The 25557-nt window shown below is 59.1% G+C and carries 20 protein-coding genes; 15 read left to right on the top strand and 5 right to left on the bottom strand.

Translation table 11 applies throughout. The features are described 5' to 3' along the window. Window positions 1-3 precede the first annotated feature (3 nt). Window positions 4-2631 (top strand): aconitate hydratase AcnA, encoded by a 2628-nt coding sequence (gene acnA / locus DTW90_RS00490; RefSeq protein WP_149335982.1) that lies wholly within the window; start codon window positions 4-6, stop codon window positions 2629-2631. A 47-nt stretch (window positions 2632-2678) separates the two neighbouring features. On the opposite strand, the gene DTW90_RS00485 is transcribed toward acnA, so the two are convergent. Both DTW90_RS00485 and DTW90_RS00480 read right to left on the bottom strand, forming a co-directional pair. Next, window positions 2679-3668 (bottom strand): substrate-binding domain-containing protein, encoded by a 990-nt coding sequence (locus DTW90_RS00485; protein WP_149335981.1) that lies wholly within the window; start codon window positions 3666-3668, stop codon window positions 2679-2681. Between the two features lie 47 nt (window positions 3669-3715). After that, the gene (locus DTW90_RS00480; protein WP_149335980.1) at window positions 3716-4696 is read right to left on the bottom strand and encodes an NAD(P)-dependent oxidoreductase; all 981 of its coding nucleotides are present in this window, start codon (window positions 4694-4696) and stop codon (window positions 3716-3718) included. A 210-nt stretch (window positions 4697-4906) separates the two neighbouring features. Here DTW90_RS00480 and DTW90_RS00475 point away from each other — a divergent pair, with 210 nt between their 5' ends. Together DTW90_RS00475 and DTW90_RS00470 are read left to right on the top strand one after the other, a co-directional pair. Next, entirely contained in the window at window positions 4907-5674 is a 768-nt protein-coding gene (locus DTW90_RS00475; RefSeq protein WP_132524394.1) for an ATP-binding cassette domain-containing protein, read from the top strand. A 42-nt stretch (window positions 5675-5716) separates the two neighbouring features. Continuing rightward, the gene (locus DTW90_RS00470) at window positions 5717-6715 is read left to right on the top strand and encodes an ABC transporter permease (RefSeq protein WP_132524359.1); all 999 of its coding nucleotides are present in this window, start codon (window positions 5717-5719) and stop codon (window positions 6713-6715) included. 53 nt (window positions 6716-6768) lie between these two features. Here DTW90_RS00470 and DTW90_RS00465 read toward each other — a convergent pair whose 3' ends face one another. After that, complete coding sequence (locus DTW90_RS00465; RefSeq protein WP_149335979.1) at window positions 6769-7044, bottom strand: DUF1127 domain-containing protein; 276 nt, start codon at window positions 7042-7044, stop codon at window positions 6769-6771. A 179-nt stretch (window positions 7045-7223) separates the two neighbouring features. On the opposite strand from DTW90_RS00465, the gene DTW90_RS00460 reads away from it, so the two are divergent. The 3 genes from DTW90_RS00460 (at window position 7224) to DTW90_RS00450 (ending at window position 11461) form a co-directional block, all read left to right on the top strand. Further along, on the top strand, window positions 7224-8894 hold the full coding sequence (locus DTW90_RS00460) for a winged helix-turn-helix domain-containing protein (RefSeq protein WP_149335978.1): 1671 nt from the start codon (window positions 7224-7226) through the stop codon (window positions 8892-8894). A gap of 455 nt (window positions 8895-9349) precedes the next feature. Beyond that, complete coding sequence (locus DTW90_RS00455; protein WP_149335977.1) at window positions 9350-10789, top strand: FAD/NAD(P)-binding protein; 1440 nt, start codon at window positions 9350-9352, stop codon at window positions 10787-10789. Window positions 10790-11002: 213 nt separating this feature from the next. After that, on the top strand, window positions 11003-11461 hold the full coding sequence (locus DTW90_RS00450; RefSeq protein WP_132524363.1) for an Rrf2 family transcriptional regulator: 459 nt from the start codon (window positions 11003-11005) through the stop codon (window positions 11459-11461). Between the two features lie 58 nt (window positions 11462-11519). On the opposite strand, the gene DTW90_RS00445 is transcribed toward DTW90_RS00450, so the two are convergent. After that, complete coding sequence (locus tag DTW90_RS00445) at window positions 11520-12737, bottom strand: SfnB family sulfur acquisition oxidoreductase (protein WP_149335976.1); 1218 nt, start codon at window positions 12735-12737, stop codon at window positions 11520-11522. Window positions 12738-12936: 199 nt separating this feature from the next. Here DTW90_RS00445 and DTW90_RS00440 point away from each other — a divergent pair, with 199 nt between their 5' ends. From DTW90_RS00440 to DTW90_RS00400, 9 genes are all read left to right on the top strand, one after another. Then, window positions 12937-13536: an alpha/beta hydrolase gene (locus DTW90_RS00440; RefSeq protein ID WP_149335975.1), complete on the top strand. Its 600-nt coding sequence runs from the start codon at window positions 12937-12939 to the stop codon at window positions 13534-13536. A gap of 326 nt (window positions 13537-13862) precedes the next feature. Beyond that, the gene (locus DTW90_RS00435) at window positions 13863-15278 is read left to right on the top strand and encodes an FAD/NAD(P)-binding protein (protein WP_149335974.1); all 1416 of its coding nucleotides are present in this window, start codon (window positions 13863-13865) and stop codon (window positions 15276-15278) included. Window positions 15279-15416: 138 nt separating this feature from the next. Next, window positions 15417-16931, top strand: a complete 1515-nt coding sequence (locus tag DTW90_RS00430) for a CHASE3 domain-containing protein (RefSeq protein WP_188079851.1) — start codon at window positions 15417-15419, stop codon at window positions 16929-16931. Beyond that, window positions 16931-17374 (top strand): response regulator, encoded by a 444-nt coding sequence (locus DTW90_RS00425; protein ID WP_149336975.1) that lies wholly within the window; start codon window positions 16931-16933, stop codon window positions 17372-17374. Before DTW90_RS00430 ends, DTW90_RS00425 begins: the two co-directional genes overlap by 1 nt. Next, entirely contained in the window at window positions 17371-18429 is a 1059-nt protein-coding gene (locus tag DTW90_RS00420; RefSeq protein ID WP_149335972.1) for a histidine kinase dimerization/phosphoacceptor domain -containing protein, read from the top strand. Before DTW90_RS00425 ends, DTW90_RS00420 begins: the two co-directional genes overlap by 4 nt. Before the next feature lie 77 nt (window positions 18430-18506). Continuing rightward, a complete protein-coding gene (locus DTW90_RS00415) occupies window positions 18507-19067 on the top strand; it encodes a DUF924 family protein (RefSeq protein ID WP_149335971.1) in 561 nt (186 codons plus the stop codon). 151 nt (window positions 19068-19218) lie between these two features. Then, window positions 19219-21816 (top strand): mechanosensitive ion channel family protein, encoded by a 2598-nt coding sequence (locus tag DTW90_RS00410; protein ID WP_246664893.1) that lies wholly within the window; start codon window positions 19219-19221, stop codon window positions 21814-21816. A gap of 209 nt (window positions 21817-22025) precedes the next feature. Beyond that, window positions 22026-22856 (top strand): response regulator, encoded by an 831-nt coding sequence (locus DTW90_RS00405; protein ID WP_132524371.1) that lies wholly within the window; start codon window positions 22026-22028, stop codon window positions 22854-22856. 279 nt (window positions 22857-23135) lie between these two features. After that, window positions 23136-24383: a diguanylate cyclase gene (locus DTW90_RS00400; RefSeq protein ID WP_188079881.1), complete on the top strand. Its 1248-nt coding sequence runs from the start codon at window positions 23136-23138 to the stop codon at window positions 24381-24383. 33 nt (window positions 24384-24416) lie between these two features. Here DTW90_RS00400 and DTW90_RS00395 read toward each other — a convergent pair whose 3' ends face one another. After that, complete coding sequence (locus DTW90_RS00395; RefSeq protein ID WP_132524372.1) at window positions 24417-25436, bottom strand: GlxA family transcriptional regulator; 1020 nt, start codon at window positions 25434-25436, stop codon at window positions 24417-24419. Between the last annotated feature and the right edge of the window lie 121 nt (window positions 25437-25557).

Raw genomic sequence — 25557 nt, 5'->3', positions numbered from 1 at the left:
CGCATGGCGGCAATCGGCAAACTGAACGTCAACGCGACCGATTATCGTATCATCGACCTACCACAGGAGGCGGGAGCGGCTTTACAGCGGCTTCCCTACATCCATCGCATTCTCCTGGAAAATGTGATGCGAACGGCTGGTGATGAGGCCGAGCGCGCGAAGGCGGCGATCCTCGGATGGCTTGAGACGGGAACGAGCGAAGACGAGATCCCGTTTCTGCCACACCGGGTGCTGATGCACGACACGACATGCGGCCCGGCACTCGTCGACATTGCCGCGATGAGATCCGCCATGGCCGAGGCCGGCGGCGATCCGTCCTTGCTCAATCCGGTCGTTCCCGTCGACGTGTCGACCGATCACTCGGTCGCGGTCGACGTCTTCGGAGGGGCCGGCTCCCTTGAGAAGAACATGAAGCGGGAGTTCGAGCGCAATGCCGAACGCTACCGTTTCATGAAGTGGGCGACCAATACGCTGACAGGATTCCGTGTGCATCCGCCGGGAACGGGGATCATGCATACGCTCAATCTCGAGCGGCTCGCGAGCGTGGCAACAAGCAAGGTCGAGGACGGCATCCTCTGGGCAGTCCCCGATACCTTGATCGGCACTGACAGCCACACCCCGATGGTCAACGGTATCGGGGTTCTGGCCTGGGGCGTTGGCGGGCTCGAGGCCGAAAGCGTGCTGTTTGGCATGCCGGTCGCGCTCCGCGTTCCCGATGTCATCGGCGTGAAACTCACGGGACGGATGGGCGATAGCGTTCTTGCCACCGATCTTGCGCTGACCGTCACGCATCTGCTCCGCCAGATCGATTTGCAGGATCGCTATGTCGAATTTTTCGGCCCCGGCGTTTCGACGCTGACTGCGGGTGATCGTGCCGTCGTGGCCAATATGACGCCGGAATTCGGCGGCAACAGCGGCTTTTTCCCGATCGACGATTCGACGCTCGCCTATCTGCGGGCTACCGGCCGTGATCCGGAGCATGTGGCATTCGTGGAAGCCTACGCGAAACGGCAGGGCATCTGGTTCGATCCATCATCCGAGCCGCGCTATACCGGCGTCATCGAAATAGACCTTTCCGATGTGAAGGCGAGTTTGGCAGGGCCGCAGCGTCCGCAGGACCGCATTTCCATCAGTGAAACCGCGGCTTCCATCGCAGGCATGAAGAAGGCGCCAGGGTCGGCGGCGGTCGATGGACCCAATGACGGTGCGGTTGCCATCGCGGCGATTACCAGCTGCACGAACACATCCGACCCGCGTCTGGTCGTTGCTGCCGGCCTGGTCGCCCGCAAGGCGCGAACCTTCGGCCTTCACCCTCCTTACTGGGTCAAGACCTCGCTCGCACCGGGATCGCCGACGGCGGAGCGGTATCTGCGCCGGAGCGGCCTTCTGGAAGACATGGAAGCCGTGGGTTTCGGCATCGTCGGCTATGGCTGCACGACATGCATCGGCAACTCGGGACCGCTGACGGAGCCGATCGCAAAGGCGATGGCCGAGCGCGGAATCCTTCCCGTTGCCGTGCTTTCTGGAAACAGAAACTTTCCCGGCCGCGTTCATCCGCAGCTGGAGGCTGGTTTCCTTGCGTCTCCGCCGATGGTTATCGCGTTTGCTCTCGCCGGAACCGTGGAACTGGACATAACCAGGGATGCGATCGGAGTTTCAAAAACGGGGGAACCCGTCACCCTTTCGATGCTTTGGCCTTCCAGCGAGGAGATCGATGCCGCTGTTGCAGCGGCGACTGATGCAGAGGACTTCAAGCCGGCCTATGACGAGGCCGAAGCGAGCCGCGTGTGGGCGGAGCTGGATGCACCGACCACAACCCTGTTTCCCTGGGACGATCGCTCCACTTACATTCGGCGGCCGCCATTTGCCGGATTTCGAAATGGCACGCTGCTTGGCGATTATGAAGCCCGGCCGCTGCTGGTGCTCGGCGACGACATAACGACCGACCATATTTCTCCGGCCGGAGCCATACCCGCGCAGAGCGAAGCGGGACGCTACCTCGTCGAGCGGGGCGAGAACCCGACTGATCTCAACGTCTTTGCTTCCAGGCGCGGAAACTGGGAGACGATGGTGCGTGGCCTCTTTACGAACCGCACCGTGCGCAACAATCTCGGCGACGCGATCCCGCCCGGCGAGACGATTCACTCTCCATCCGGAGATTTGCTTCCGCTCTACAAGGTGGCAAATCGCTACGCCGAGGAAGGCCAGTCTGTCGTGATCGTCGCGGGAGAGCGTTACGGGATGGGATCATCGCGCGATTGGGCGGCAAAGGGCGTATCGCTGCTCGGTGCTCGTGCCGTTCTGGCTCTGAGCTTCGAGCGCATCCATCGATCCAACCTGATTGGCATGGGTATTCTGCCGATGCGTCTGCCCGCCAAATTCGGCCCGGAAGCCCTCAATCTCAGGGCAGGAGATACGGTGCTGATCGACGCTGGCATCGAGCGGCTTTCGCCTCGTTGTCCGATACCGGTGATCGTTCGCCGCGCTGATGGTACGACATTGTCCTTTGTCGCGACCGCTGCGGTCGAGACCGGCGCCGAGGTCGAGACCCTTCGCGCCGGCGGCATTCTTCCGCTGATCCTGCAGAAGCTCATGCAGAAAGGCAAGCAGGCTACGACGTCTGTTGCCTGAATTATCCGGCTCCGTTCAGGAGCCGGATAGACGCTTCGAACCAGAGGTTACTTCTGGATGCAGGTATCGACGGTGTCCTTGGTGCATTCGTCGAGGCCGGTGAAGACCGGATCAGCGACCGCCTTGCCGGCGATCAGGTCCATCATTACCGACGGAGCCTTGTAGCCCATTTCGAACGGCCGCTGGCCGACGAGCGCCGTCACCAGGCCCTCCTTGGCAATCGCGACCTCGTCGCCGATCGTGTCGGCTGCGCCGATGACGAAGGCGTTGCTGGCGATCTTGTCAGCCATTGGCTTGAACAGGTCGCGATAGGGCTGCGGTGCACCGAAGAGCGGCCATCCGCCCATGATGCCGAATGCGTCAAGCTTCGGATTGGCCGCAAGAATGTCGGTCATCGCCTGGACGCCCTTTGCGCCGTCATCGTTGGTGAAGACCGGGCAACCGGCAACTTCGGTCCAGCCGCCTTCGCCCTTAAGCGCGGCAATACCCTTCTGGCCAGTCAGCGTATCGCGCATGCCCTGCGCACGGCGAAGGATATTGTCGGCGCCTGCATTGCCCTCGATCGTGCAGATCGTGCCACCATTCGGCTTTGCCTTCTTGATATATTCGCCGATGCGCACGCCCATCAGGTAGTTGTCGGTGCCGAGGTAGGTCTTGCGCAGGCCCGAATCCTCAGCCGCAAGGTCTGCGTCAACAGTCATGACCGGGACCTTCGGGCTTGCGGTTTTCAGCGTCTGGGCAATCAGTTTGGCATTGGAGGGCGAGATGGCGATCGCCGCCGTCTCGGCCTTGCCTAGTATGTCCTGGACGATCTGCGCTTCGCCAGCCTCGTCTGATGTCGATGCGGGGCCGGTGTAGAAGCACTCATATTCGGAGCTGGCGTTTTCCTTGTTCCACTTCTGGCAACCCTGGTTGATTGCTTCGAAGAATGGGTTGTCCAGGCCCTTCACGATGATGACGAGCTGTTTCTTGGCTGCGAGGGCTTGTCCGGCGGTAAGCGCAAGCACTGCGACTGTAAGCAATAATGCCTTCCTCATGGTTTCCTCCCCTTTTGAAAAAGGCGGGCACAATGCCCGCCACGTCATCAACCCGGATACCAGACGATACGAGGATCATCCTTCGAACGCTCGTAATCCCAGGCCGAGTCGATAAGCATTTCGAGATCGTAGGCCGGGCTCCAGTCGAGCAGGTACCTGGCCTTGCTGTTGTCCATCCAGTTCGAATGGAACTGGCTTGCAATGTCGATGGAATCCAAACCCCTGGTGCGGGCGAGGTAGGCTGCGACCTCGCCGTAATCGACAGGGCGATCCATGCAGATGTTGAAGAGCTGGCCTTCGGCGCGCGGATTGTCGATGGCCGAGAGGATCGCCGAAACCAGGTCTTCGACATGGACGAAATTGCGCTTCAGGGGCCGGCCATCTGCATCGAGCAGCAGCGGCACCGTGCCGTTCCTGGCGTAACGTTCGGCGTCAGCCGAGGGCACAAGCGTCTTCCAGTCGGGTCCGCCGAAGACATCGGGGCCGAATGAGAGGCTGAACCTGAAGTCGTCCTTTTCCATGATCCAGGGCGCGCGCAGGCAGCAGGTGTTGATGCCGTACTGGATGCGGAATTGCTCCAGCATCACCTCTTCCAGAACCTTCGACAGCGCGTAGCATCCCGGATATGCCTGATGTGGCGTGGCTTCGGTGATGGGCGCTTCGTGGTGATAGAAGAAATGACCGATGGCGGCGTCGCCGCCAATGAGGATGAACTGGCGCGCGGTTGCGCTCGTCCTGAACTCCTCAAGCAGCCAGAACAGTCCCTTGACGGTGACATCCATCACATCGGCAGGGATTTCCTTGCAAGTGGCGAGATGTACGACGTGGGTGACGCCGGCAAGCGCTTTTGCGACCGTCTCGCGGTCGGCGATCGAACCGCTGATGACCTCGACCCGCTCGGTTTCTGGGCGCAAGCGGTTATGGCAAAGCGCGCGAATACGCGCCTGCGAAAACCCCGGATCGTTGAGCACCCCCGATATGAAGTGCTGCCCGACCTTGCCCGTTGCCCCAGTAACAAGGATCAGCATGCGCTCCTCCATCAATAGCTAATATACGGACGCCCCGGCGCGTCAATGGAATTGTATTGGAAAGCGAATAATTCTAGCGGAGGCCGTAAATTAGCGACATTCGATTGACGGTCTCGTGCGGTTCTGGATAAATGTTTCCTGAAGCTCGCGAGGGAGGAAACTGGCGGGCGAAACCGCGGTTCGGATCGAGACGAATACGTTCGGGCGAGCTTGCGACCTTGGGAGGGTAGACGACTAGTGGCAGTTCTCGAGCTTGCCAACATTTCGAAACATTTCGGCGCCATCCAGGCGGTCAACGACGTTTCATTTTCGCTGGAGCCGGGCGAGGTCGTCGGGCTGATGGGCGATAACGGCGCGGGCAAGTCCACGCTGGTCAAGATGATCGCCGGCAATTTTCGGCCGAGCCACGGCATCATGCGCCTCGATGGCCAGGAACTCATCATGCATCGGCCGGTGGAGGCGCGACAGCGCGGCATCGAGATCGTGCATCAAGATCTTGCTCTTTGCGACAATCTGACGGCTGCGGCAAACGTCTTCCTCGGGCGCGAACTTCACCGCGGTTCGGGCCCGCTGCGGATCCTCGACTACAAGGCGATGTACAAGCGCGCCGGCGAGATTTTCAAGGAGTTGAAATCCGAGACGCGCCCGCGTGATCTCGTCAAGCAGATGTCGGGCGGCCAACGACAGGCGGTGGCAATCGCCCGCACCATGCTCGCGGAGGCAAAGATCGTCCTCATGGACGAACCGACCGCCGCGATTTCCGTTCGGCAGGTCGCTGAGGTTCTCAGTCTTATCAGGCAGCTGCGTGATCGCGGCATCGCCGTCATTCTGATCAGCCACCGCATGCCCGACGTCTTTTCCGTCGCCGATCGGGTGATCGTGATGCGGCGCGGACGGAAGGTAGCCGACAAGAACATCGCGGCGAGTTCGCCGGAGGAAGTCACCGGGCTCATCACCGGAGCGATCGAACAGGTTTGATCGGCCCGCCGGGCCGGTATCGAAAGCAAATGAAGGTCGACCATGGCAATTACTCTTGATCAGACCATTGCACACCGGCAGCGGAGCTGGATTTCAGCAATATTCGCCAGCCAGACCTTCTGGGTGCTGATTGCCGTCGCTCTCGCTTGCATTTTCCTGTCCTTTGCGACGAGCTCCTTCGCAACGCCCACCAATCTTTACAACATCACGCGCAACGTCACCTTCGTCGCCATCATCGCGCTCGGCATGACGCTGGTCATCATAACAGGCGGCATCGACCTGTCTGTCGGCTCCGTGCTCTGCCTTTGCAGCATGGTGCTCGCAGTCGTGATGCACGCGGGCTATGGGATCGGAACCGGCGTTGCCGCTTCGATCGCGACAGCCCTTGTCATCGGCGCCTTCAATGGCATTCTGATCGCCTATCTCGGCTTTCCGCCATTCGTCGTCACGCTCGGAATGCTGTCGATTGCGCGCAGCCTTGCAATGGTCGCGTCCAACAATACTGTTGTCTTTCAGTTCGGCCCCGATCACGACAAACTGTTGGCGTTCGGCGGGGGCGCCTGGTTCTTCGGCATTGCGAACCCGGTTGTTTATACTGCCGTGCTGGCGCTCCTGACCGGCTTCATGCTCCGATGGACCAGGTTCGGCCGCTATGTCTTTGCCATCGGCGGAAATGAGAAGGCCGCGACGCTTACCGGCGTTCCCGTCAGGAGGATCAAGGTGGCCGTCTATATGATTTCAGCTTTGTCAGCTGGGGTCGCGGGCATCATCCAAACTGGCTGGCTGGGCGCGGTCACCACCAACATCGGCGCCGGCATGGAGCTGCAGGTGATCGCCGCAGCCGTCATCGGCGGCGCAAATCTCGCCGGCGGCGTCGGCACCGCTTTCGGCGCAATCATCGGGGCAGCGCTGATCGAGGTGATCCGCAACAGCCTCGGCCTGCTCGGCATCAACGCCTTCTGGCAAGGCACTTTCATTGGCGGCGCCATCATCCTTGCGGTTCTCTTCGATCGAATCCGCAACCTCAGGCACACCGAATGAGACATCGCCAACGCCGACCAAACGAAAGACGTCAAACACGTTTGTCGTTCGGCTCAGAAGGGGCCCGGCCTCGATTGGTAGGAGGTCGTTACAATCGATGTCGGGTCATTGCCATGGGCGGCCGGTGTCCAGCCGACGATCGTGTTTTTCCGCTCGATGCCCACATCTGAGAGGAGATGCTCGTCAAGGTCGTCGAGCTCGCGGGAGGATGCGGATGTGTCTCGATGGTCGACCTTATGCGTCAGGTGTCGTCGAAGCCATTCGATCAAGGTAGGTGAACCTGTCGAGTGTGGGTCGAATATTGTTGTGTTGAAGCGTGCGTCAGCCATCGCATCCCCCTGTGCTTTGATAGTCAAGGGTCGCATTCGCGGCCCGGAATGTAAGGAAAGGCAGCTGACCGACTTCTGAAATTTTGCTGAAATTCCGAGCCGTGCATCCGGACCTTTGCCCTGCGAGGTTGTTGTGAAGGGGTGGCTTTGCTACTCTTGTGGAAACTGGGTAGGGGCGCATGTCGATTTTCGAATTTGCGGGACACCAGCTCGATCTTCGCGAGGGACGCCTTTTGAAAAAGGGCCGGGATATATCTCTGCGTCCCAAGTCCTTTTCCCTTCTTATCTATCTTCTTGAGAATGCCGGACGCGTCTTATCCAAGGACGAGCTCGCGGCCGCTGTCTGGCCGAACGTAATGGTCACGGACGACTCCCTGACCCAATGCATAAAGGACATTCGCAGGACGTTGGGCAAAGACGGGGACGGCTTGATCCGGACGGTTCCGTGCCGCGGCTACGCGATCGACAAGGCAAGGATCGCGCGTGTCGAGCCGGCCGATAAAACCGCGGATCGCCGCACCGACAGGCAGTCTATCGCGGTGCTGCCTTTCACCTCTGTCGAAGGAACCGACTGCCATCCGTGGCTGTCTTACGGGGTCGCCGAAGACATCATCACGGCGCTGGCAAAAAGTCCGACATTATTCGTTATTTCGCGAAACGTGAGTTTCGCGAAAAGCCGCCTGAGTTCCGATTTCGTGTCGCTCGGACGTGAGCTTGGCGCCCGGTATGTTCTTTGCGGAAGCTTCCAGCTTCGATCGAAGCAGCTGCGTCTGACCGCCCAGCTTGTCGAGGCGCATACCGGCGGCGTGGTTTGGGTGGAGCGGTTCGAGAGGGAACTCGGCCGAATCTTCGAGATACAGGATGAGATCACAAATTCCATCGTCGAGCGGCTTAAGGCTGAGTTTTTGCCCGAAGCGAAGTCTGAAATCGGGTCGTCGCGGCCCGACGATCTCGAAGCATATATCTGCTGCCTGCGTGCCCGGGAACTTTCGCATGAGTGGACCACGCCGCTGGTCATCAAGGCTCGCCGGCTTTTCGTCAGGGCATCAGAACTCGATCCGGCCTATGCACGCGCGCTTTCCGGGATCGCAGTCTGCGACGCCTTTCTGCATGAGTGGCATTCGGTGACCCTGCACAAGGCGAGGACGGTTGAGGCGGCCAGCGGGGCGCTGAAACTCAATCCCGCAATCCCCGAAGCATATGCGGCAAGAGGTTTTGCAATGTTTCGCGAAGGGCTTGAAGGTCAGGCGCGCCGCGATCTTCAGATGGCCTTGTCTATCGATCCTGACTGCTACGAGGCGAATTTTTTCTACGCCTTCATGTGCCGCAGCATTGGCGATTACGAGGAGGCGATCAGGCACTACGAATTTGCAGCATGGCTTCGCCTGACGGACTATGTCTCTCCGAACGCACTGACCGGCCTGTTTCCTCCGGGAGACCCGCGTATCCGGAAATGGGCACATCTCTGCGTCGACAGAGCCGAAAGGGCGGTCGATCTGCATCCGGAAGATTCTGGCCCTCTGTGCCGCGGCGCCGTGGGACTGATGTATATCGGGCAGCGGGAGAAGGCTCGACGCTGGATTGGGCGGGCGCTTGCGATCGATCCGGAAGACCTGATCGTGATTTACAACGCAGCCTCCGTCCACGCGTTAATGGGGGAGGTTGAGACCGCTGTCGAACTGCTCGAACGCTATATGATCGGCAGCGATTGGAAGGCGGCGAGAGGCACCATTCTCCATGACAGAGAGTTTGATGCGATCCGCGACCACCCTCGCTACCTGGCGTTGCTGCACGTCGGGAACCAAGGCACCGCGATCACGGCGGGCCAACGCATGCGCGATCTAGCTTGAGTCCGCCACCGGCTCTAGCCGTCGGATGATTGTGAACGCCGAGGTCGTGGCCTCTGAAATGAGCCTGGACGCGCGTGCAAACCGTGCCTTTCCAGCGCGATATCGTCTTATGGTTCTTCGACCGACGCGCTAGTGCTTTCTGTGGCTTCCGCCTTGTACGGCGCTTGCCACAAAGACGGCAAGCAGGGCGACGATCAGCAAATAGTCGAATGGTGTTAGCAGATGCAGGATTTCCATAGTTTTCTCCTCCCAGAGGAGAAAAAGCATACACCTATGCAGTTGTTCCGTGCATTAGCATTTTTTATCATGGAAATAGTCTAAAGCGCTGTCTGGACAGACCGGCGGGTCGGGCGCGGATGCGCTCTATTGTCAATAAAATTTGTAGAGTTTATGATTCAGCCATGGCCGGCGGGCGTTTTCGCTCCGAGGCGAGCATTAGGTAAAAGGATATTGCGATGGACACCCAAGCCCACGGAAAGCCCGTCGTCGTGATTGTCGGAGGCGGTGTTTCCGGAGCGGGCGTCGCCTATTATCTGGCGCAGTCAGGGCTCGTGGCACCGGGCCATCTCATCGTGTTCGAGCCACGCAGGAAGCTCGGCGCAGGGCTTGCCTACGACACGCCCGATCCTGCTCATCGCATCAATGTCCCCTCGATCAAGATGAGCCTGTTGCCGGATGATCCGGAACACTTCCAGCGCTGGGTCGACGCCAGCGATGCAATTGCCGGCGATGAGGATGCGCGTTCATTCCTCGGCCACCTGTTTCCGCGGCGGGCCGTTTTCGGCGACTATGTGAATGCGATGGTACAGCCCCTGGTCGACAGCGGTGCAATCACGCATCTCGCCCGAAAGGTTTCCGATGTTCGGCGACGGAATAATCGCTGGCTGGTGTCCGACGAAGAGGGGCGGCGAGTGGAGGCGGATATTCTCGTCCTGGCAACCAGCCATCCGTCGCCAACGCCGCCGGCGTCGCTGGCAAGGGCGCTTGGCCATCATCCACGCTTCGTTGCCGATCCGACCAGGCCGGATGCGCTCGATGTGATCGGTGCCGATGATCGCGTGCTTGTCGTCGGCAATGGTCTGACATCGGCCGACGTCATCGCGTCGCTCGATCTGCGCGGACATCGGGGAGCGATCACTGCAATCTCCCGCCGTGGCCTGCGTTCGCGCGGACATGCGCGGACGCCGCAGGATCCCTATGGCGATTTCACCACTGCGCCGGCCAAGACCGCGCTGGAGCTTCTGAAAAAGATTCGAAGCACGATTCGCGAGGCGGAAGCCGGCGGGGCGAGCTGGCACGGCGTCATCGACCAGGTAAGAGGGCAGGGGCATTTGTTGTGGCGGGCGCTGCCGGTGAGCGAGCGGCGGCGGATCGTTCGGCATCTCAGACCCTATTGGGATGTGCATCGCTTCCGCATCGCGCCACAGGTGGAGGAGGTCGGCGACCGGGCCATCGCGGCAGGACGTCTGGAAATTCTGGCGGCTTCTATCGAGTCCGTACGCGTGGATGGCGAGAAGATCGATTGCGTGCTGCGCGTCAGCCGCTCACAGAACAGGATCGAGCGGCTGTTCGATGCCGTCGTCGTCACGACCGGGCCTGGCCATCGGGCCATCTTCGAAAGCCAGGACTGGATCGCGAGATTGGCCGAGGCGGGTTATCTGGCACTTGAGCCGACCGGCCTCGGTCTCGATTGCACGATGACATCGCAGGCGCTCGGGCCTACCGGCGAGATCGCGCCTTCATTCTATATTTCCGGCCCACTGGCGCGAGGGACTTTCGGAGAGCTCATGGGGCTGCCGCAGGTCGCCGAACATGCGGTTTTTGTTGCCGGCCAGGTCGCAAAGGAAATCGAGCGTATGGGGGATCTGACGCGGCTGGATAACAGCGCTGCTTGAGCTTGAAAGTAGTATATCGTTGCAGACTCGATACATTTGCCCAAATTTACTCACATAAACTATACAATATGTGCGTTATCGCCTTGTAGGCGGGGGCCTGCGGCGCTATTTCGGTGGTGAAACGTGCAAGCCGCTGCCGGACGAACCTGTTCTTCGAACTCACGACAATGTGCCGGTCTTGTAGAGCTTATTTTTCCAGTAAAGCGAAATACGATGCTCACGAAAAAAGGAAAATACGGACTGAAGGCGCTGGTAGACCTGGCTCGCCTGGCTCCGGGCGAAACGGCGTTCATCAATGACATCGCCTCGCGCAACAACATTCCGAAGAAGTTCCTCGATACGATTCTTCTCGAATTGCGCAATTCCGGCGTGTTGCGTTCCAAGAAGGGACCGGGCGGTGGCTATTCGCTTTCGCGTCCGGCTTCGGAAATCCGCATCGGTCACGTGATACGCACGCTCGACGGTCCGCTTGCGCCGATCCGCTGCGCCAGCCGCACGGCCTATGAGGCCTGCGACGATTGCTCCGATCCCGAGCGCTGTCACGTGCGCCGGTCGATGACCGAGGTCCGGGACGCGATCGCTTCCATTCTCGACAATATGACGCTGGAGCAATTCGTTGCCGGGGGCGACAGCATCGAAATCGAAGAGGAAGATTTTCGCACGGCCGGATGAGCGATCCATGCGGATTTGATGTTGCCTCGTCGCCGGCCACCGCGCCGGCGATTTTGCATCAAAGAGCGCCGTTTTTCGGCGGCTTCACATCATTCAAGTGGTAATTCCCGACGACGTGGTACTTCCATCGCACCGGATCGTGCAGCGTGTGGGTACGGGCGTTGCGCCAGTGCCGATCGAGATTGAGGCCGATGCGGGTCGACGAGGTTCCCGCCAGTTCGAACAGGGTGTTTGCGGCTTCGAGGGCGATTTCCGTGGTCAGCACCTTGGCTGCCGCAACGGCGAGCGTAGCCTCAACCACATGCCTTTCCGTCGTGCTGATCTGGGCGACATCGACCTTCTTGCCGGCGCGCTCGACCATGGCCGACGCGGCTTCGATGCGGATCGCGATCTGGCCGATCCGGGCGATGGTCAGTGGATCGTCCGAGGCCCGCTCGACGCCGCTGTCCATCCAGGGCCTTGCCTTTTCCCGGACAAATTCCACCGCTTCCGCAAAAGCTGCACGAGCGATGCCGAGATCCACGCCTGCATGGATGATCTGGCCGACCGAGCCGATCGTCGTTGCGCGCTCGAAACCCTTGTGATGGAAGACGACGGCATCGCCATTGACGTAGACGTTATGCAGGATTGTCGTGCCGCTGCCCGTCGTGCGCTGGCCGAAACCGTCCCAGTCATCGATGATCTGGATCCCCTCGGTACCGCGCGGAACAAAAGACATGGTCAGCTTGTCGCTGGGATCAAGCGCAAAGATCGCGATCCAATCGGCAAATAGGACACCGGTCGAATAGAATTTTCGGCCGTTGATGCGGTAGCCGAAACCATCAGGCGTCAGCCGCGTATTATAATGACCGACCGTCTTGGTGCCGGTTTCGGAAAGGGCATTGCCGAAACGATCGCCTGCAAGAGCCCTACCGAAGAAGAACTTCTTCTGTTCCTCGCTGCCATCGGTGCGGAGCGCTTCCAGGATATAGAAGTGGTTCTGTGGAATCTGTGCGATGGAGGGATCGGCTTCCGCCAGGATCGCGACGATCTCTGCCAGAACGGCGTTGGAAATGTCGAGGCCGTCATACTCTGACGGGACCGTTATGCCGAGCAGGCCGGACTGCGAAATGGCATCCAGTTCCTCATAGGGCAGAACGCGGTTCATGTCGCGATCGCTTGCCTGGCGGGCGAAGCCTGATGCCAGGGTGCGGGCGATCTCAAGCGCTTCCTCGTCGCTTTGAATGCGATAGGCGGGCTGCCTGCTGCGCTCGTGCAATTGAGATATCGTCCCCATCGTTCACTCCACCATATGATGCACTATCAGTGGCTTAGTCGGCTTCGATCGATAAGCTCGTATATTCTATAGAACTAGTGGACATTAGATTTTCTTTGCTTATCGTCCACGGCGTCTCAGCCATAATAGGCTTCGGATCGAGAATTTGTAAGTTGGCGCGGCGGAATGGTCGCGTTTGCGAACGTCTCAGGAGAAGGCGATGGCTGCGACGCTGGTCGTTCCGGGATTGAATGGTTCTGCCGAAGGTCACTGGCAGCGTCACTGGGCGCGCGATCATGCAACCGCTTCGATTGTTCGGCAGTCGTCGTGGTCGAAACCAGTACTCCACGAATGGCTGGCCAATCTGGAGACGGCGATCGAACGGACAGGGGAAGCGTGGCTCGTCACCCATAGCCTCGGCTGTCTCCTCGCCGCTAATCTGGCCCGGCGTCCCATCGCATCTCGGGTGAAGGGCGCATTGCTCGTCGCCCCCTGCGATCTCGAACGAACCGCAAGGCTACATCCCGGCATCATCGATTTCGGAGCGATGCCGGATACGCCACTGCCATTTCCGACTATCGCTGTCGGGAGCCGCAACGATCCCTACATGGCCTTCGAGCAGTTGCATCGCATCGCTTTCTTTTGGGGAAGCGATGTGGTCGATCTCGGTTATGCGGGCCACATAAATATCGCGAGCGGTTTCGGCCGTTGGGAGCAGGGTTACGACCTCTTTGCTGCCCTTGCGACAAAAGCCGATCAGCGCAATGTCCGGCGGCCGGCTGCACGTCCTCTCGAGGTGCTTTTCGGAACGCTTCATTGAGACCGTCACACCGGCTCTGGAAAGAGGCCGTGGCAGGCCTCGCCAAGAAAGCGCTTGCTAAGGCCGCAGTTTCGCGCTTTCATATACGACCAAAGAGGTAGATTATTATGGCGACCTAGCCTGCATGGTCGGACCGGAGCGGTTCCGGGCATGGGATGCAAGGTAAGCTTGATGGCCACCGACGGGTGGAAAGGGTTCCGGGCCATAGCCGGAATCGAATGGGCGGCCAGGCGTTTGTAACGGCCGCAAAGCTGCGGCGATTGGCAGGCGTATTTTTCAGAGTGCCGAGAAAAGCATGATCGACCACCTCCGGTGAAGGAGTTGATATGACGGTTCGAGGACTATTTTCTTCCAAGGCGAGCGCTTCGGCCCAGCCGTACGGCATGCCTCGCATCGCTGTCGTCGGTCGCGGGTTTTCAGGCATGATGACGGCGATTGCTCTGATGAGGACGGTGATGACGCCGTTCCATCTGCAGCTTTTCGATCCCGATTCCCGCGTCAGCGGCGGGCAGGCACTCGCCTCGGGGCATTCCAGCGAAATTCTCAACAGCCGTGTGCGCGATCTTTCGGTTTCCGCCGGCGATCCCGATGATTTCAACGACTGGCTCTGTAGCAACGCCGATTTCCGAGCGGCCGTCCCGGCTGCCATTCCCGGTTTTCTACAGATATTCGTGCCAAAGAGTATTTTCAGCGATTATGTTTACCAGCGCTTTTCCGAAGCTCTTTCCTCCCGCCGCGATATTACAGTGCAGGTCAGCAACGAGCCGGTGATCGGTGTCAGCCGTAGCCATGGAGGCCGCTGGCTGGTGAAGAGCGCTGGTGCTACCAACCCGCTGTTCGATACCGTCATCCTCGCAACCGGATATGGTCTTGGCAATCGGTCCGAAAGTCCGGTAGACCAAGCGGTCGAGCCGACCGCGGTGCGGGCAAGGCGGCTGGTCTCTCGTCCCCATACTGTTCTGCTCGGCAGCGGCCTGAGAGTGGTCGACCGGCTGCTGCAGATGCGCGACAGCGGCTATACCGGCCAGATCACCATCATCTCGAAGCATGGTTTCCTGCCTCAAAGCCATACGCGGATATCCGCGGACCCCGTCTTTCCCTCAGAGACCATGCCGACGCGGTTGAGCGAGATCGTTCGATTTATCCGCAAAGCTTGCCAGGATGCGGAGGCGGAGGGGCAAAACTGGCAATCGGTCATGAACGGCCTGCGCAAGCATGCGCGTTCTCTCTGGCGCTCCCTGCCGGCGCACGAGAAGCAGCAATTCAACCGGCATCTTCGCGCGCTCTATGACAGCCACCGCAATCGACTGCCGGAGGCTTTGCATCTGCGGTTGAAGCGGGAGCTTGCCGAGGGCAACACCCTGCTGCGCCGGGGCGAGGTCATCAGGCAAACGCCGACGGGGCTCGTGTTCAAGCAGGCCGGGCAGGTCGGCGAAGAGACGATCTACGCGGATCAGGTCCTTGATTGCCGCTGCCAGGCGCCTGACCTCGGTACCCCGCTGATGCGCAGCCTGATCGATGGCGGACTTGCCGGGCCTGATGAGCTTGGCCTGGGGCTTGCTGTTACGGCCATCGGCGAGCTTTCCGCAAATGGACGAATGACGGACGGTCTTTTTGCCATCGGGCCGGTGGGACTGGGGAGTTTGCCGGATATCGATCTCGTGCCGGAGATCGTTACGCAATCCTATGCCGCCGCAGAGAGCATCGCCTCGCGTTTCTATCCGCGCTGCAAGGCGGTCTAGGCGCTTAAAACGCCAAGAAAATTTTCCACTTGTCGGAACCTTCCGCCAGCTGGCGCGTTGACGGCGCGGATTTATGATTTCATGGGTCCGAGGGGGAATACTTATCATTCTTAAATGCCCTGCCGAAAGATATGCGGTATGGGCTCTGTCGTGAACATGATCCGGTTTCATTATTCTTTTTTCAAATCTGTGCCTGTCATCCTCGCTATTGGGGCAGTCATTCTGTTTGCGATTGTTTTGGGCGCTCTTTTCTTCAGCCAGCGCGCCGGCGATGAGTCGACCGATGCGGTCGCCGCCAACCGTTTGAACCTGCGCATTCTCAGGCTTCTGAGTTCAATCCAGGATGCTGAAACAGGTCAGCGTGGTTTTCTTCTTACCGGTGACGAGCGATATCTGGGGCCGTTCACCAGATCCGTTTCCACATTGCCGTCGGAGATGGCTGCCGTGTCGCCGCTGCTGGCTCAGCTTGACTTGCCTCAGGCGTCCATCGATCAGTTGAAGGATTTGATGGCGAAGAAGCTTTCAGAATTGCAGCGGACGGTCGATCTGCAGAGAGCTGGCGATACGGCGGGTGCGCTTGCCGTCGTCAAGTCGAACGAAGGCATCCGTCAGATGGACGAGATCCGCGATATCATCGGCCAGCTCCAGCAATCGGGGATTCAAAATTCCGCGGTCCACATCAATGCGTTGAGATCCACGACGACATGGCTCTCGACCATCATCGCCATCAGCGCGGCACTTCTCGTTGTCCTGGCAGGTGGAGCAATGAAGCTCATTTACGATCATACCCGTCAGATCGAACAGGCTCAGAACGAGCTGTCGCACATCAACGAGAATCTGGAAGCGACGGTTGCCGCTCGCACCGAGAGCCTGCAGCGGGCCAACAGTGAATTGCAGACATACGCCTACATCGTCAGCCATGACCTGCGGGCGCCGCTGGTCAACATCATGGGCTTCACCGAGGAGCTGGATCGCGCAAGCGGCGTATTTCGAAGCTATCTGAGCAGGATGGATGCCAATCCCGCCGATCCGGATGCAAAGCTCGCGATCGAAGCTGTCGAAACCGACATCCCGGAAGCACTGGGTTTCATCCGTTCCTCCATGCGCAGGATGGACAATCTCATCAACCAGATATTGGTGATGGCAAGGGCCGGCAATCGAGAGCTCAGGCGCGAACGGATCAAGCTCGGCGATCTCGTCGAGGAGATGCTTGCGACTTTGAGGCATCGTCTCGACGATAACGATATTGCGGTGGACATGGCGGACAATCTGCCCGATGTTCAATCCGATCGGCTTGCGCTACAGCAGATCGTCGGCAACCTGCTCGACAACGCCATCAAATATATGGATCGCGAAAAGGCGGGGCGGATCGGGATTCGTGGCTGGCGTCATGGCATGTCGGTCACCCTGGAAATCAGTGACAATGGCAGAGGGATCGCCGATGGCGATCGGGAGCGAATTTTCGAGCTCTTTCGACGTTCCGGCCGGCAGGATCGGCCGGGTGACGGCGTGGGGCTCGCGCATGTTCGTGCGTTGACGAGGCGCTTGGGTGGCGACGTCAGAGTGCAGTCGACCTTCGGTGAGGGAACGACCTTTCAGGTTACGGTCGCGGCCGATCTGGAAAAAATGAAAAAGGAAGAAGCAGGGGCATGATGCAGGTACCGCATACCGTCAAGATCGTGATGATCGAGGACGATGAAGGGCACGCAAGACTGATCGAGAAGAACATCCGGCGGGCCGGTGTGACCAATGAACTGGTGCCTTTCGTCACCGGCGGCGAAGCGCTCGACTATCTGCTCGGTCCGGACGGCACCGGCGAGGTCTGGCGTGGGCAGCCGATCCTCATTCTGCTCGACCTCAATCTCCCCGATATGAGCGGGCTCGACATTCTCGAGCGCATCAAGGCCAACGCCCATATGCGCCGGATCATGGTGATCGTGCTGACGACGACGGATGACCCGCGCGAGATCGCGCGTTGCTATGATCTCGGCGCCAATGTCTATGTCGCGAAACCGATGCAATATGACAAGTTCGTTCACGCGATCCAGCAGCTTGGCATGTTCGTCTCGATCATGAAGATACCGGAGGTCGAATGAGCGACCAGGGCGCCGATGGGGATGCAGCCATCCACATCCTCTATATCGATGACGATGATGCGCTGGGCATGCTCATGCGCCGGAACCTGGGTCGACGCGGCTTTCAGGTGCACCTGGCGCTTGATGGCAAAGCAGGGCTTGAGAGGCTTGCAGAAGGCGGCATCGATGCCATCGTGCTCGATCATTTCCTGAAAGGAGAGACGGGACTCGATATTCTGCCGTCGATCGTTGCGATACCCGACCATCCGCCGGTCATTTATGCCACCGGTTCCGTCGATACCAGCGTCGCGGTTGCGGCGCTGAAGGCCGGTGCCGACGATTACGTGCTGAAAAGCGCATCGCCCGATTATTTCGATCTCCTGGCGGCGGCGCTGGACCAGGGCCTAGAGCGGGCGCGCTTTCGCCGCGACACCCTGAAAGCGCAAGACGAGATTCGGCAGTCCAGGGATCGGGCCGAACTGATGCTTGCCGAAGTCAATCATCGCATTGCCAACAGTCTCGGCCTCGTCGCCGCGCTCATCCGCATGCAGGCATCTGTGGCGAAGGACAAGGGAACGGTCGACGCGCTGCAGGAAACGCAGATGCGTATCAATGCCATCGCCAGCGTTCATCGGCGCCTCTACACAAGCCACGAGGTCGGCACAGTCCAACTCGACGAGTATTTGGAAAATCTGTTGAACGAGCTTGAGGCTTCGATGCGCGACGACGAGCGTCCGCATCGCATAGCGCTCGTTTGTCGCGGCCTCAATCTGTCGACCGACAAGGTCATCACGCTTGGCCTTATTGTCAGCGAGCTTGTGACCAATGCCTTCAAATATGCCTATCCGGAAAGTGTCCCCGGCGAAATCCGGGTGACGGTGGCTTGCAGCGAGGATGGCCTGTTGACTGTGCACGTCGAGGATGATGGCGTCGGCTTCGATCGAAATGCGGCAGCAAAGGGTACTGGCCTCGGAACCAAGATCCTTTCGGCCATGGCGTCCAGTCTGAAGTCCGAGATCAACTATGATCCGGATCATCAGGGCACGCGCGCCATTCTGGTTTTCTCCATCGACTGAGCGCCAGAGCCGGCATTGCTTCGATCATCGATGAACCTATCTGCGCATGCGATGTCCGTTGCGTCTAGGAGAAACAAATGACGGAAAGGCTTTTGGTGTGCAAACCGGAGGAGGTGCTTTCCTTCTGGTTCGAGCAGTGCTCGCGAGAAGATTGGTTCGGGTCGTCGCTTGCCCTGGACGAACAGATTCGCCGCCGCTTCGGCGATACGCATCTGGCTCTCGCAGGCGGTGTTCTCGGCACCTGGCGTGCCAGCCCGGAAAATCGGCTTGCAGCGATCATCGTCCTCGATCAATTTCCACGGAATATCTATCGCGGTACTGCGCTGGCGTTTGCGACCGACGGTCTGGCACTTCATGAGGCAAAGGCGGCGCTGAACGTCGGAGCCGATCAGGCTGTCCCGCGGGAGCATCGGCATTTCTTCTATTTGCCATTCGAACATTCGGAAGACCTGATCGAACAGGAGAAATCGGTCGAATTGTTCACGTCGCTCGGCGACGAGGAATACACCGACTATGCGATCCGCCATCAATCGGTCATTGCGAGATATGGCAGGTTTCCGTACAGGAATGTCGTTCTCGGCAGGATATCGACCGTGGCCGAACAGGATTATCTGGCCATGCCCGATGCCGGCTTTTGAATTATAAGCACGAGCGTCGCCTTTCTGTCGCCTTTCTTTGCTTTAGAACGCAACGGACCTATTGTGGCGCCCGGCGACTCTGTTCCGTTACGCCGGAAATTCAATCTGCGACGAGGAGCTTTGCTTGCGTTTGCCAAAACATCTTCTCCGGATCTTCCTGCTGCTTGCCATTGCCGCCGGCGCTTTCGATCTGCCGACAGGACCGGTATGGGCGCAGGAGCAGCAGTCGCAACAACCGGCGCCGTCGGCTGCCCAGCAGCCCGCACAGCCCCAGCCTGCACAGCCGCAGAAGCCACAGCCAGAAGCTACCCAGCTGGCCAATGGCCTGCTCGACCGGGCGGCTTCCGATCTTGACGCTGCCAAGAAGCAATTTGCGACTCTTGCTGACAGTGCAAAGCAAAGCGCATCCGATGACGAGACGCTTGTCGCGCTTTCCGGCAAGGCCGACACGCTGAACCGTTCCGTTGCCGGCATAACCGGAACGCTGAAACCGCGCTTTGACGAGATCAATGCACGGTTGACGCAGCTTGGCGATCCTCCGAAGCAGGGACAGCCGCCGGAAGCCGCAATCGTCACGCAGGAACGCGACCGCCTGATTGCGGAGCGGACCCAGATCAATGCCGTCATGGGAGACGCTGACAATCTGACCGCAGCGACGTCGAGGCTTTCGGGTAACTTGATGGAGATGCGACGCGAACTCTTCACCGAGACGCTGTTCAAGCGCACGGAGGTCTCGGCTTCCATGCTCGACGATGCCGGCGCCGCCTTCGTCCAGGAGATCGGGGAATTCAGCGGCGCGTTGGCGAGCTGGGCGACCTTCGTCTGGAAATTCAAGCAGGTGTCTCTCTTTACGTCGGTGCTTCTGTCGCTGGCGGCCGCGCTGATTTTCCTTTCCGGCGGTTACCGGCTCTTTGGCCGATATTTCCAGCGTGACGAGACGATCGAAAATCCGTCCTATATCAGCCGGCTTTCGATCGCCTTCTGGTCGACGACAATCCGGACCTTGTCGCTGACGGCCTTTCTCGTCACCTCCTATTTTTTCCTGTCCAATTTCAATGTGCTGAGACCTGACATTGCGCCTGTCATGGCCGCGGTCTTCGGACTGATCGGGTTCGTCTATTTCGTCGGCCGCGTGATCAACGCGGTATTCACGCCGTTCCAGCCTCACTGGCGCCTCGTGAAGCTGTCGAACAAGGGCGCATATTCGCTAGGCTGGTGTCTGCTGGCCATGACGATCGTCAACGGGCTGGATTTCGTGCTCAATCGTGTGAGCGAATCTCTGGGGTCGCCGGTCGTCGTCACGGTGGCAAAGAGCTTCGTTGCATCGCTGATCATCGGGCTCATCTTCATCGCGGCATCCTTCGGCAAGCCGATCCTTGCCAAGAATGGAGATCCGGATGCGCCGGGCAGGCATTGGCCGCACGGCATGGCGATCATTCTAAGAGTGATCGGCTTCCTGCTGATCTTTACCGCGATGATCGGCTATGTTGGGCTTGCGCGCTTCATCGCCGGACAATTGATCGTTACCAGCGCTGTCATCGTCACCATGTATCTCGGCATCCAGCTCGGAAAGGCCGTATCGAGCCAGGAGACTTTTCCCGAAACGAAGTTGGCGCGTTTCCTGGAGAAGCGCTTCAAGATCGGCGAAGTCGCACTCGATCAGGCGGGGCTGGTCGCAGGGCTTGCCATCTACGCTTTCGCCTTGATGACCGGCATTCCGTTGATCCTGCTCTCCTGGGGCTTCCACATCCAGGATCTTGAGTTGTTTGCCTACCGGCTGTTTACGGAAATCAAGCTCGGCAACATCAGCATTTCGCTGGTCGGCATTTTTGCCGGCGTCCTGTTTTTCCTGGGCGGCTATCTCATCACGCGCTGGTTCCAGCGCTGGCTCGACGGCAATGTCATGGCGCGCGGCCAGATCGACATGGGCGTGCGCAACTCGGTCAAGACGGGCATCGGCTATCTCGGTGTTGCTGTTGCGGCGATCATCGGCATTTCGGCGGCCGGCATCGATCTCTCCAGTCTTGCTCTGGTCGCCAGCGCGCTCTCCGTCGGTATCGGTTTTGGCCTGCAGAACATCGTGTCGAACTTTGTCTCCGGCCTGATCCTGCTTGTCGAACGGCCATTCAAGGTCGGTGACTGGATCGTGTCGGGCACATCCGAAGGCATCGTGAAGCGCATTTCTGTCCGCGCGACGGAGATCGAGACTTTCCGCAAGCAGTCCATCATCGTACCGAATTCTGAACTGATCAACGCATCGCTCGGCAACTGGACGCACCGCAATCGCCTCACGCGCGCCGAGATTCCCGTTTCCGTCAGCTACGATTGCGATCCGCAGAAGGTGATGGATATTCTTCTGGAACTCGTCCACCAGGTTCCCAAGGTGCTGAGAAATCCGGAACCGCATGTCGAGTTCCTGCGCTTCGGTCCGTTCTCGCTGGACTTCGAGATGCGCTTCTATTTGGCCGATCTTTCCGACGGAATGCCGATCAAGAACAATCTGCGCATCGCGATCCTGCAGCGTTTCAAGACAGAGGGGATTACTATCCCCTATCCGACGCAGGAGCTGAATATCCGGCAGGATCAGTTGCAGCCGAGCTTCGTGGAGGTGCCCGCGGATGCCGTTGAGACGCCTGCCGAAACGCCTGCTGAGCCGGTTGTAGCTACCGATCGCGAGGAAGCTCCGACCATCGCCGCCAACGAGCGGCATGAAGTCCAGAGCCGTGCCGGTCGTCGCCGCGGCGGATGATCGCACCTGTCGGATTACGATCTGATGGGAAACCCCGTCTAATGATCGGGATTCGGTATTTGATCGATAGTTATTGCTGAGGACTATACTCGGGCGGCCAAGTGCCGCCCGTTTCATTTTGTGACGACATTGGTCGAATTAACTGAAATTCAAAAGCTTACGTGTAAGGCTATAGCCAGTGGGAGCCAATTTTCATTTGAAGGTTTGTCATGGCGTTTTTAGGCGTTTCGGGAATGCAATATTCCGGAGGATCTTTTGCGGGCGCTCGTATTCTGCTCGCGGAGGACTCCAATGTTTTTACATCGATGATCGGCTCCAAGCTGAAGGAGTTATTCGACATCGACGTCGAAATCTGCCGGAGCTTCGAAGAGCTGCAGCTCGCGTATGACAAATCTTCCGAGCCGATCAAGCTGGCGATCTCCAACATCAATCTTCCGGGTGCCGAAAACGGCGAGGCCCTGGAATACCTCGTCGATCTCAGCATCCCGACGATTGTCTTCACCGGCACCTTTCATGAAGGCATGCGCGACGAGCTGATGGCGAAGGATGTGGTGGACTATATCCTGAAGGATAATATCTACGCCGTCGACCTGCTGGCAGAGTCCGTCTGCCGCTTCCTGACGAACCATCGCCACCATGTTCTGATCGTCGACGACAGCGCGACGGCCCGCGCGCTGCTTTCGAGCCGCCTGAAGCGCTATAATTTCCGCGTCAGCGTCGCCGATAGCGGCGGCAAGGCGCTGGAGATCCTCAAGGCGCATCGCGATATCGGCCTGATGATCACCGACTACAACATGCCCGATATTGACGGTTTCGAACTGACGCGGCGTATCCGCGCCAATATCGGCTCGCACCAGCTGCGTATCATCGGCGTCTCGTCCTCGACCAACCGCCTCTTGTCCGCACGCTTCCTGAAGGCCGGCGGAAACGACTTCATGCTCAGGCCCTTCATCGACGAGGAATTCTACTGCCGCGTCAACCAGAACCTGGACACGCTGCTGCAGATCCAGACGATGCACCGCGCGCCTGTCAGGGCGTAATGACATCAGCTGGCGGTTGGGTGCCCCGACAGTTGGTGCATCCACCGCCTGCTTGCGGGCTCCGCACGCTTTCTGCAATTTTTAGTTCTATTTTAATCACGAATTCCCTTCACGCCTCACTGTCGGGGCGATATCGCTTTGGTCAGAGGAAGCGCGTGCGAATCGAGCATGCGTGCACGTGAGGGGATGAACAGATTGTCAGTCCAAGTGGATTTGCTGGAAGATGCTCATGTGCATCGCCGCGATCGCCAGAAGATACTTCTGGTCGAGGACTCGCGCATGTTTTCCTCTGTTCTATCCCATCGCTTCCAGACGGAGCTTGGCCTCGACGTCACCCATTGCGCTTCGCTGAAAGTCCTGAACGAAGTTCTGGGCAACAGCGGACATGATTTCACCATGGCTGTCGTTGACCTGAATCTTCCGGATTCGCCTTATGGCGAAGCACTGGATGCGGCAATCGGCTACGCTGTGCCTACTATCGTCTTCACCGCGTCCTTCAACGAGCAGGTGCGCGACCGGATCATGGAACATAGCGTCGTCGATTATGTGCTGAAGGACAACGAGTTTGCGCTCGACAATCTCGTTTCAGCTGTCAGGCGTGCGATTTCCAATCGCAAGACTCGTGTTCTTGTCGTGGACGATCTGGTCTCGGCGCGTCGTGCGCTCGTCGACCTGCTCGAGGCCCAGCAATTCATGGTGGTCGAAGCGGGCACCGGCGTCGAAGCGCTCGCGGTGCTGGATGAATATGCCGACATCGAGCTTGTGGTGACGGATCACCACATGCCCGATATGGACGGCTATGAACTGACGCGGCGCATTCGTCGCCGCTATGGATCGGACCGGCTACGGGTCATCGGCGTCTCCTCGTCGACGGACCGGTTGCTGTCCGCGGCCTTCCTGAAGGCTGGTGCCAGCGATTTCGTCTATCGTCCCTTCGTTCCGGAAGAGCTGGCCTGCCGCATCGCGCACAATGTCGAGACGCTGATGCAGATCAAGCAGCTGCGAGCAGCCGCTTCCAGCGACTACCTGACCGGGCTCTACAACAGGCGCTATTTCTACGACCAGGGGCCGAGGATCGTGAATGAATGCCTGCGTGAATCCCGCCCGGCTTCGGTTGCCATTCTCGATATCGATCATTTCAAGCGGCTGAACGACACCTATGGCCACGAAATCGGCGACAAGGTTTTGAAGGCCGTGGCGATGCGACTGAATTCCCTGTTCGAGGGAAGCGACAACCTGCTGTCGCGGCTTGGCGGCGAGGAATTTGCCATACTATTCAACGAGTTGGATTCGAGGGCTGCCACGGCGCTTTGCGACAAGGTGCGCGCCGATCTGGCGACCCTAAAGGTCAATGCCGACGGTGAGGACCTGTCGGTGACAGTTTCGATCGGCGTGGCCGAAATCGTCGATTACGAAACCTTCGAGAACTACCTCAACGCCGCCGACCAGTTCCTCTATATGGCCAAGCACAAGGGCCGCAACCTGGTCTATTCTGACGTCAAGATGGCAGAAGAGGCGGCCCGCTGAGCCGCCCCTGGATATCCTACTTCCCGATCAACTTCAGATGACCACGCCGGTTCGCGACGTCGACATGTTGAGCTTGCGTTCGGCACGCTCCTGCTGCGGAGAGCGATTGTAGAGTTCGCGATAACACTTGGAAAAGTGCGAGGCGGAGACGAATCCGCAGGCGACCGCCACTTCGACAACAGGCATGGAAGATTGCACCAGCAGGTGGCGAGCGCGGTCCAGACGGATTTCCAGATAGTAGCGGGCAGGGGAGCGGCCCATTTCCTGGCGGAAAAGACGTTCGATCTGACGGCGCGACAGGCCGGCATCGTCGGCGATATCGAGCAGCGACAGCGGTTCTGCCAGGTTGCTTTCCATATGCTCGATAATCGACAGCACCTTGGCATTCTGGACGCCGAGACGGGCCCGGAGAGGCAGACGCTGGCGATCGTGCGGGCTACGGACGCGATCGGTCAGCGCCTGCTCGCAGACGCGGTTGACCAGCGTTTCGCCGAAATCCTGTCCGATGAGATTGAGCATCATATCGAGGGATGCGGTGCCGCCGGCGCAGGTGTAGAGATTGCTGTCGACCTCATAGAGGTCGGCGTACACTTCCGCCTGCGGAAATGCCTCGGCAAAGCCGGGCAGGTTTTCCCAGTGGATCGCGCAGCGCTTGCCGTTCAGCAATCCAGCCTGGGCAAGCACATGTGCGCCCGTACAGAGGCTGCCGACGGCAACGCCACGATTGTAGCTCTCGCGCAGCCAGGCATTGACCGATTTGTTGTGGAATTCCTCGACATAGATACCTGAGGATACGAGCACCATGTTCGGGCGGTTCTCGCCGCCGAGATAGCGCCGCTCGTCGGCCAGCGACGAGTTCACCTCTATGCCGATGCCGCTGGAGGAATAGACCTTCTGACCGTCCGTCGACGCCAGCCGCCATGTGTAGGCGGAGTAGCCAAGCATTCTGTTCGCGATCCGCAGCGTTTCGATCGCAGCGGAAAACGGCAGCATGGTGAAGTGAGGAACCAGAAAGAAAACCAGTGAACGCTTCTTGATCGGTGTCTTGCTCATGTCGGAAAATCCATGCTGTACAACCATCATACATTTCTCGCGTCAAACGTGGCGGGCCGATAGTCTGATAGCGACATTCACATGGATATTCGCGGCTGCAAAGTGTTATTTGTGCGACATT

The sequence above is a fragment of the Neorhizobium sp. P12A genome (assembly GCF_008365395.1).
GTDB lineage: Bacteria > Pseudomonadota > Alphaproteobacteria > Rhizobiales > Rhizobiaceae > Rhizobium.
Note: the sequence above shows the minus strand (reverse complement) of the source record. Positions and strands in the feature narration are given on the sequence as shown.

Bases quoted from the DNA above. Each gene is read 5' to 3' on its own strand.
- DTW90_RS00460 (WP_149335978.1), top strand. From the start codon at position 7,224: ATGTCGATTTTCGAATTTGCGGGACACCAGCTCGATCTTCGCGAGGGA.
- DTW90_RS00395 (WP_132524372.1), bottom strand. From the start codon at position 25,436: ATGAGCAAGACACCGATCAAGAAGCGTTCACTGGTTTTCTTTCTGGTT.
- DTW90_RS00420 (WP_149335972.1), top strand. From the start codon at position 17,371: ATGAGCGACCAGGGCGCCGATGGGGATGCAGCCATCCACATCCTCTAT.
- DTW90_RS00450 (WP_132524363.1), top strand. From the start codon at position 11,003: ATGCTCACGAAAAAAGGAAAATACGGACTGAAGGCGCTGGTAGACCTG.
- acnA (WP_149335982.1), top strand. From the start codon at position 4: ATGGCGGCAATCGGCAAACTGAACGTCAACGCGACCGATTATCGTATC.
- DTW90_RS00400 (WP_188079881.1), top strand. From the start codon at position 23,136: ATGTTTTCCTCTGTTCTATCCCATCGCTTCCAGACGGAGCTTGGCCTC.
- DTW90_RS00445 (WP_149335976.1), bottom strand. From the start codon at position 12,737: ATGGGGACGATATCTCAATTGCACGAGCGCAGCAGGCAGCCCGCCTAT.
- DTW90_RS00455 (WP_149335977.1), top strand. From the start codon at position 9,350: ATGGACACCCAAGCCCACGGAAAGCCCGTCGTCGTGATTGTCGGAGGC.
- DTW90_RS00425 (WP_149336975.1), top strand. From the start codon at position 16,931: ATGCAGGTACCGCATACCGTCAAGATCGTGATGATCGAGGACGATGAA.
- DTW90_RS00470 (WP_132524359.1), top strand. From the start codon at position 5,717: ATGGCAATTACTCTTGATCAGACCATTGCACACCGGCAGCGGAGCTGG.
- DTW90_RS00480 (WP_149335980.1), bottom strand. From the start codon at position 4,696: ATGCTGATCCTTGTTACTGGGGCAACGGGCAAGGTCGGGCAGCACTTC.
- DTW90_RS00435 (WP_149335974.1), top strand. From the start codon at position 13,863: ATGACGGTTCGAGGACTATTTTCTTCCAAGGCGAGCGCTTCGGCCCAG.
- DTW90_RS00430 (WP_188079851.1), top strand. From the start codon at position 15,417: ATGGGCTCTGTCGTGAACATGATCCGGTTTCATTATTCTTTTTTCAAA.
- DTW90_RS00405 (WP_132524371.1), top strand. From the start codon at position 22,026: ATGGCGTTTTTAGGCGTTTCGGGAATGCAATATTCCGGAGGATCTTTT.
- DTW90_RS00485 (WP_149335981.1), bottom strand. From the start codon at position 3,668: ATGAGGAAGGCATTATTGCTTACAGTCGCAGTGCTTGCGCTTACCGCC.
- DTW90_RS00415 (WP_149335971.1), top strand. From the start codon at position 18,507: ATGACGGAAAGGCTTTTGGTGTGCAAACCGGAGGAGGTGCTTTCCTTC.
- DTW90_RS00465 (WP_149335979.1), bottom strand. From the start codon at position 7,044: ATGGCTGACGCACGCTTCAACACAACAATATTCGACCCACACTCGACA.
- DTW90_RS00440 (WP_149335975.1), top strand. From the start codon at position 12,937: ATGGCTGCGACGCTGGTCGTTCCGGGATTGAATGGTTCTGCCGAAGGT.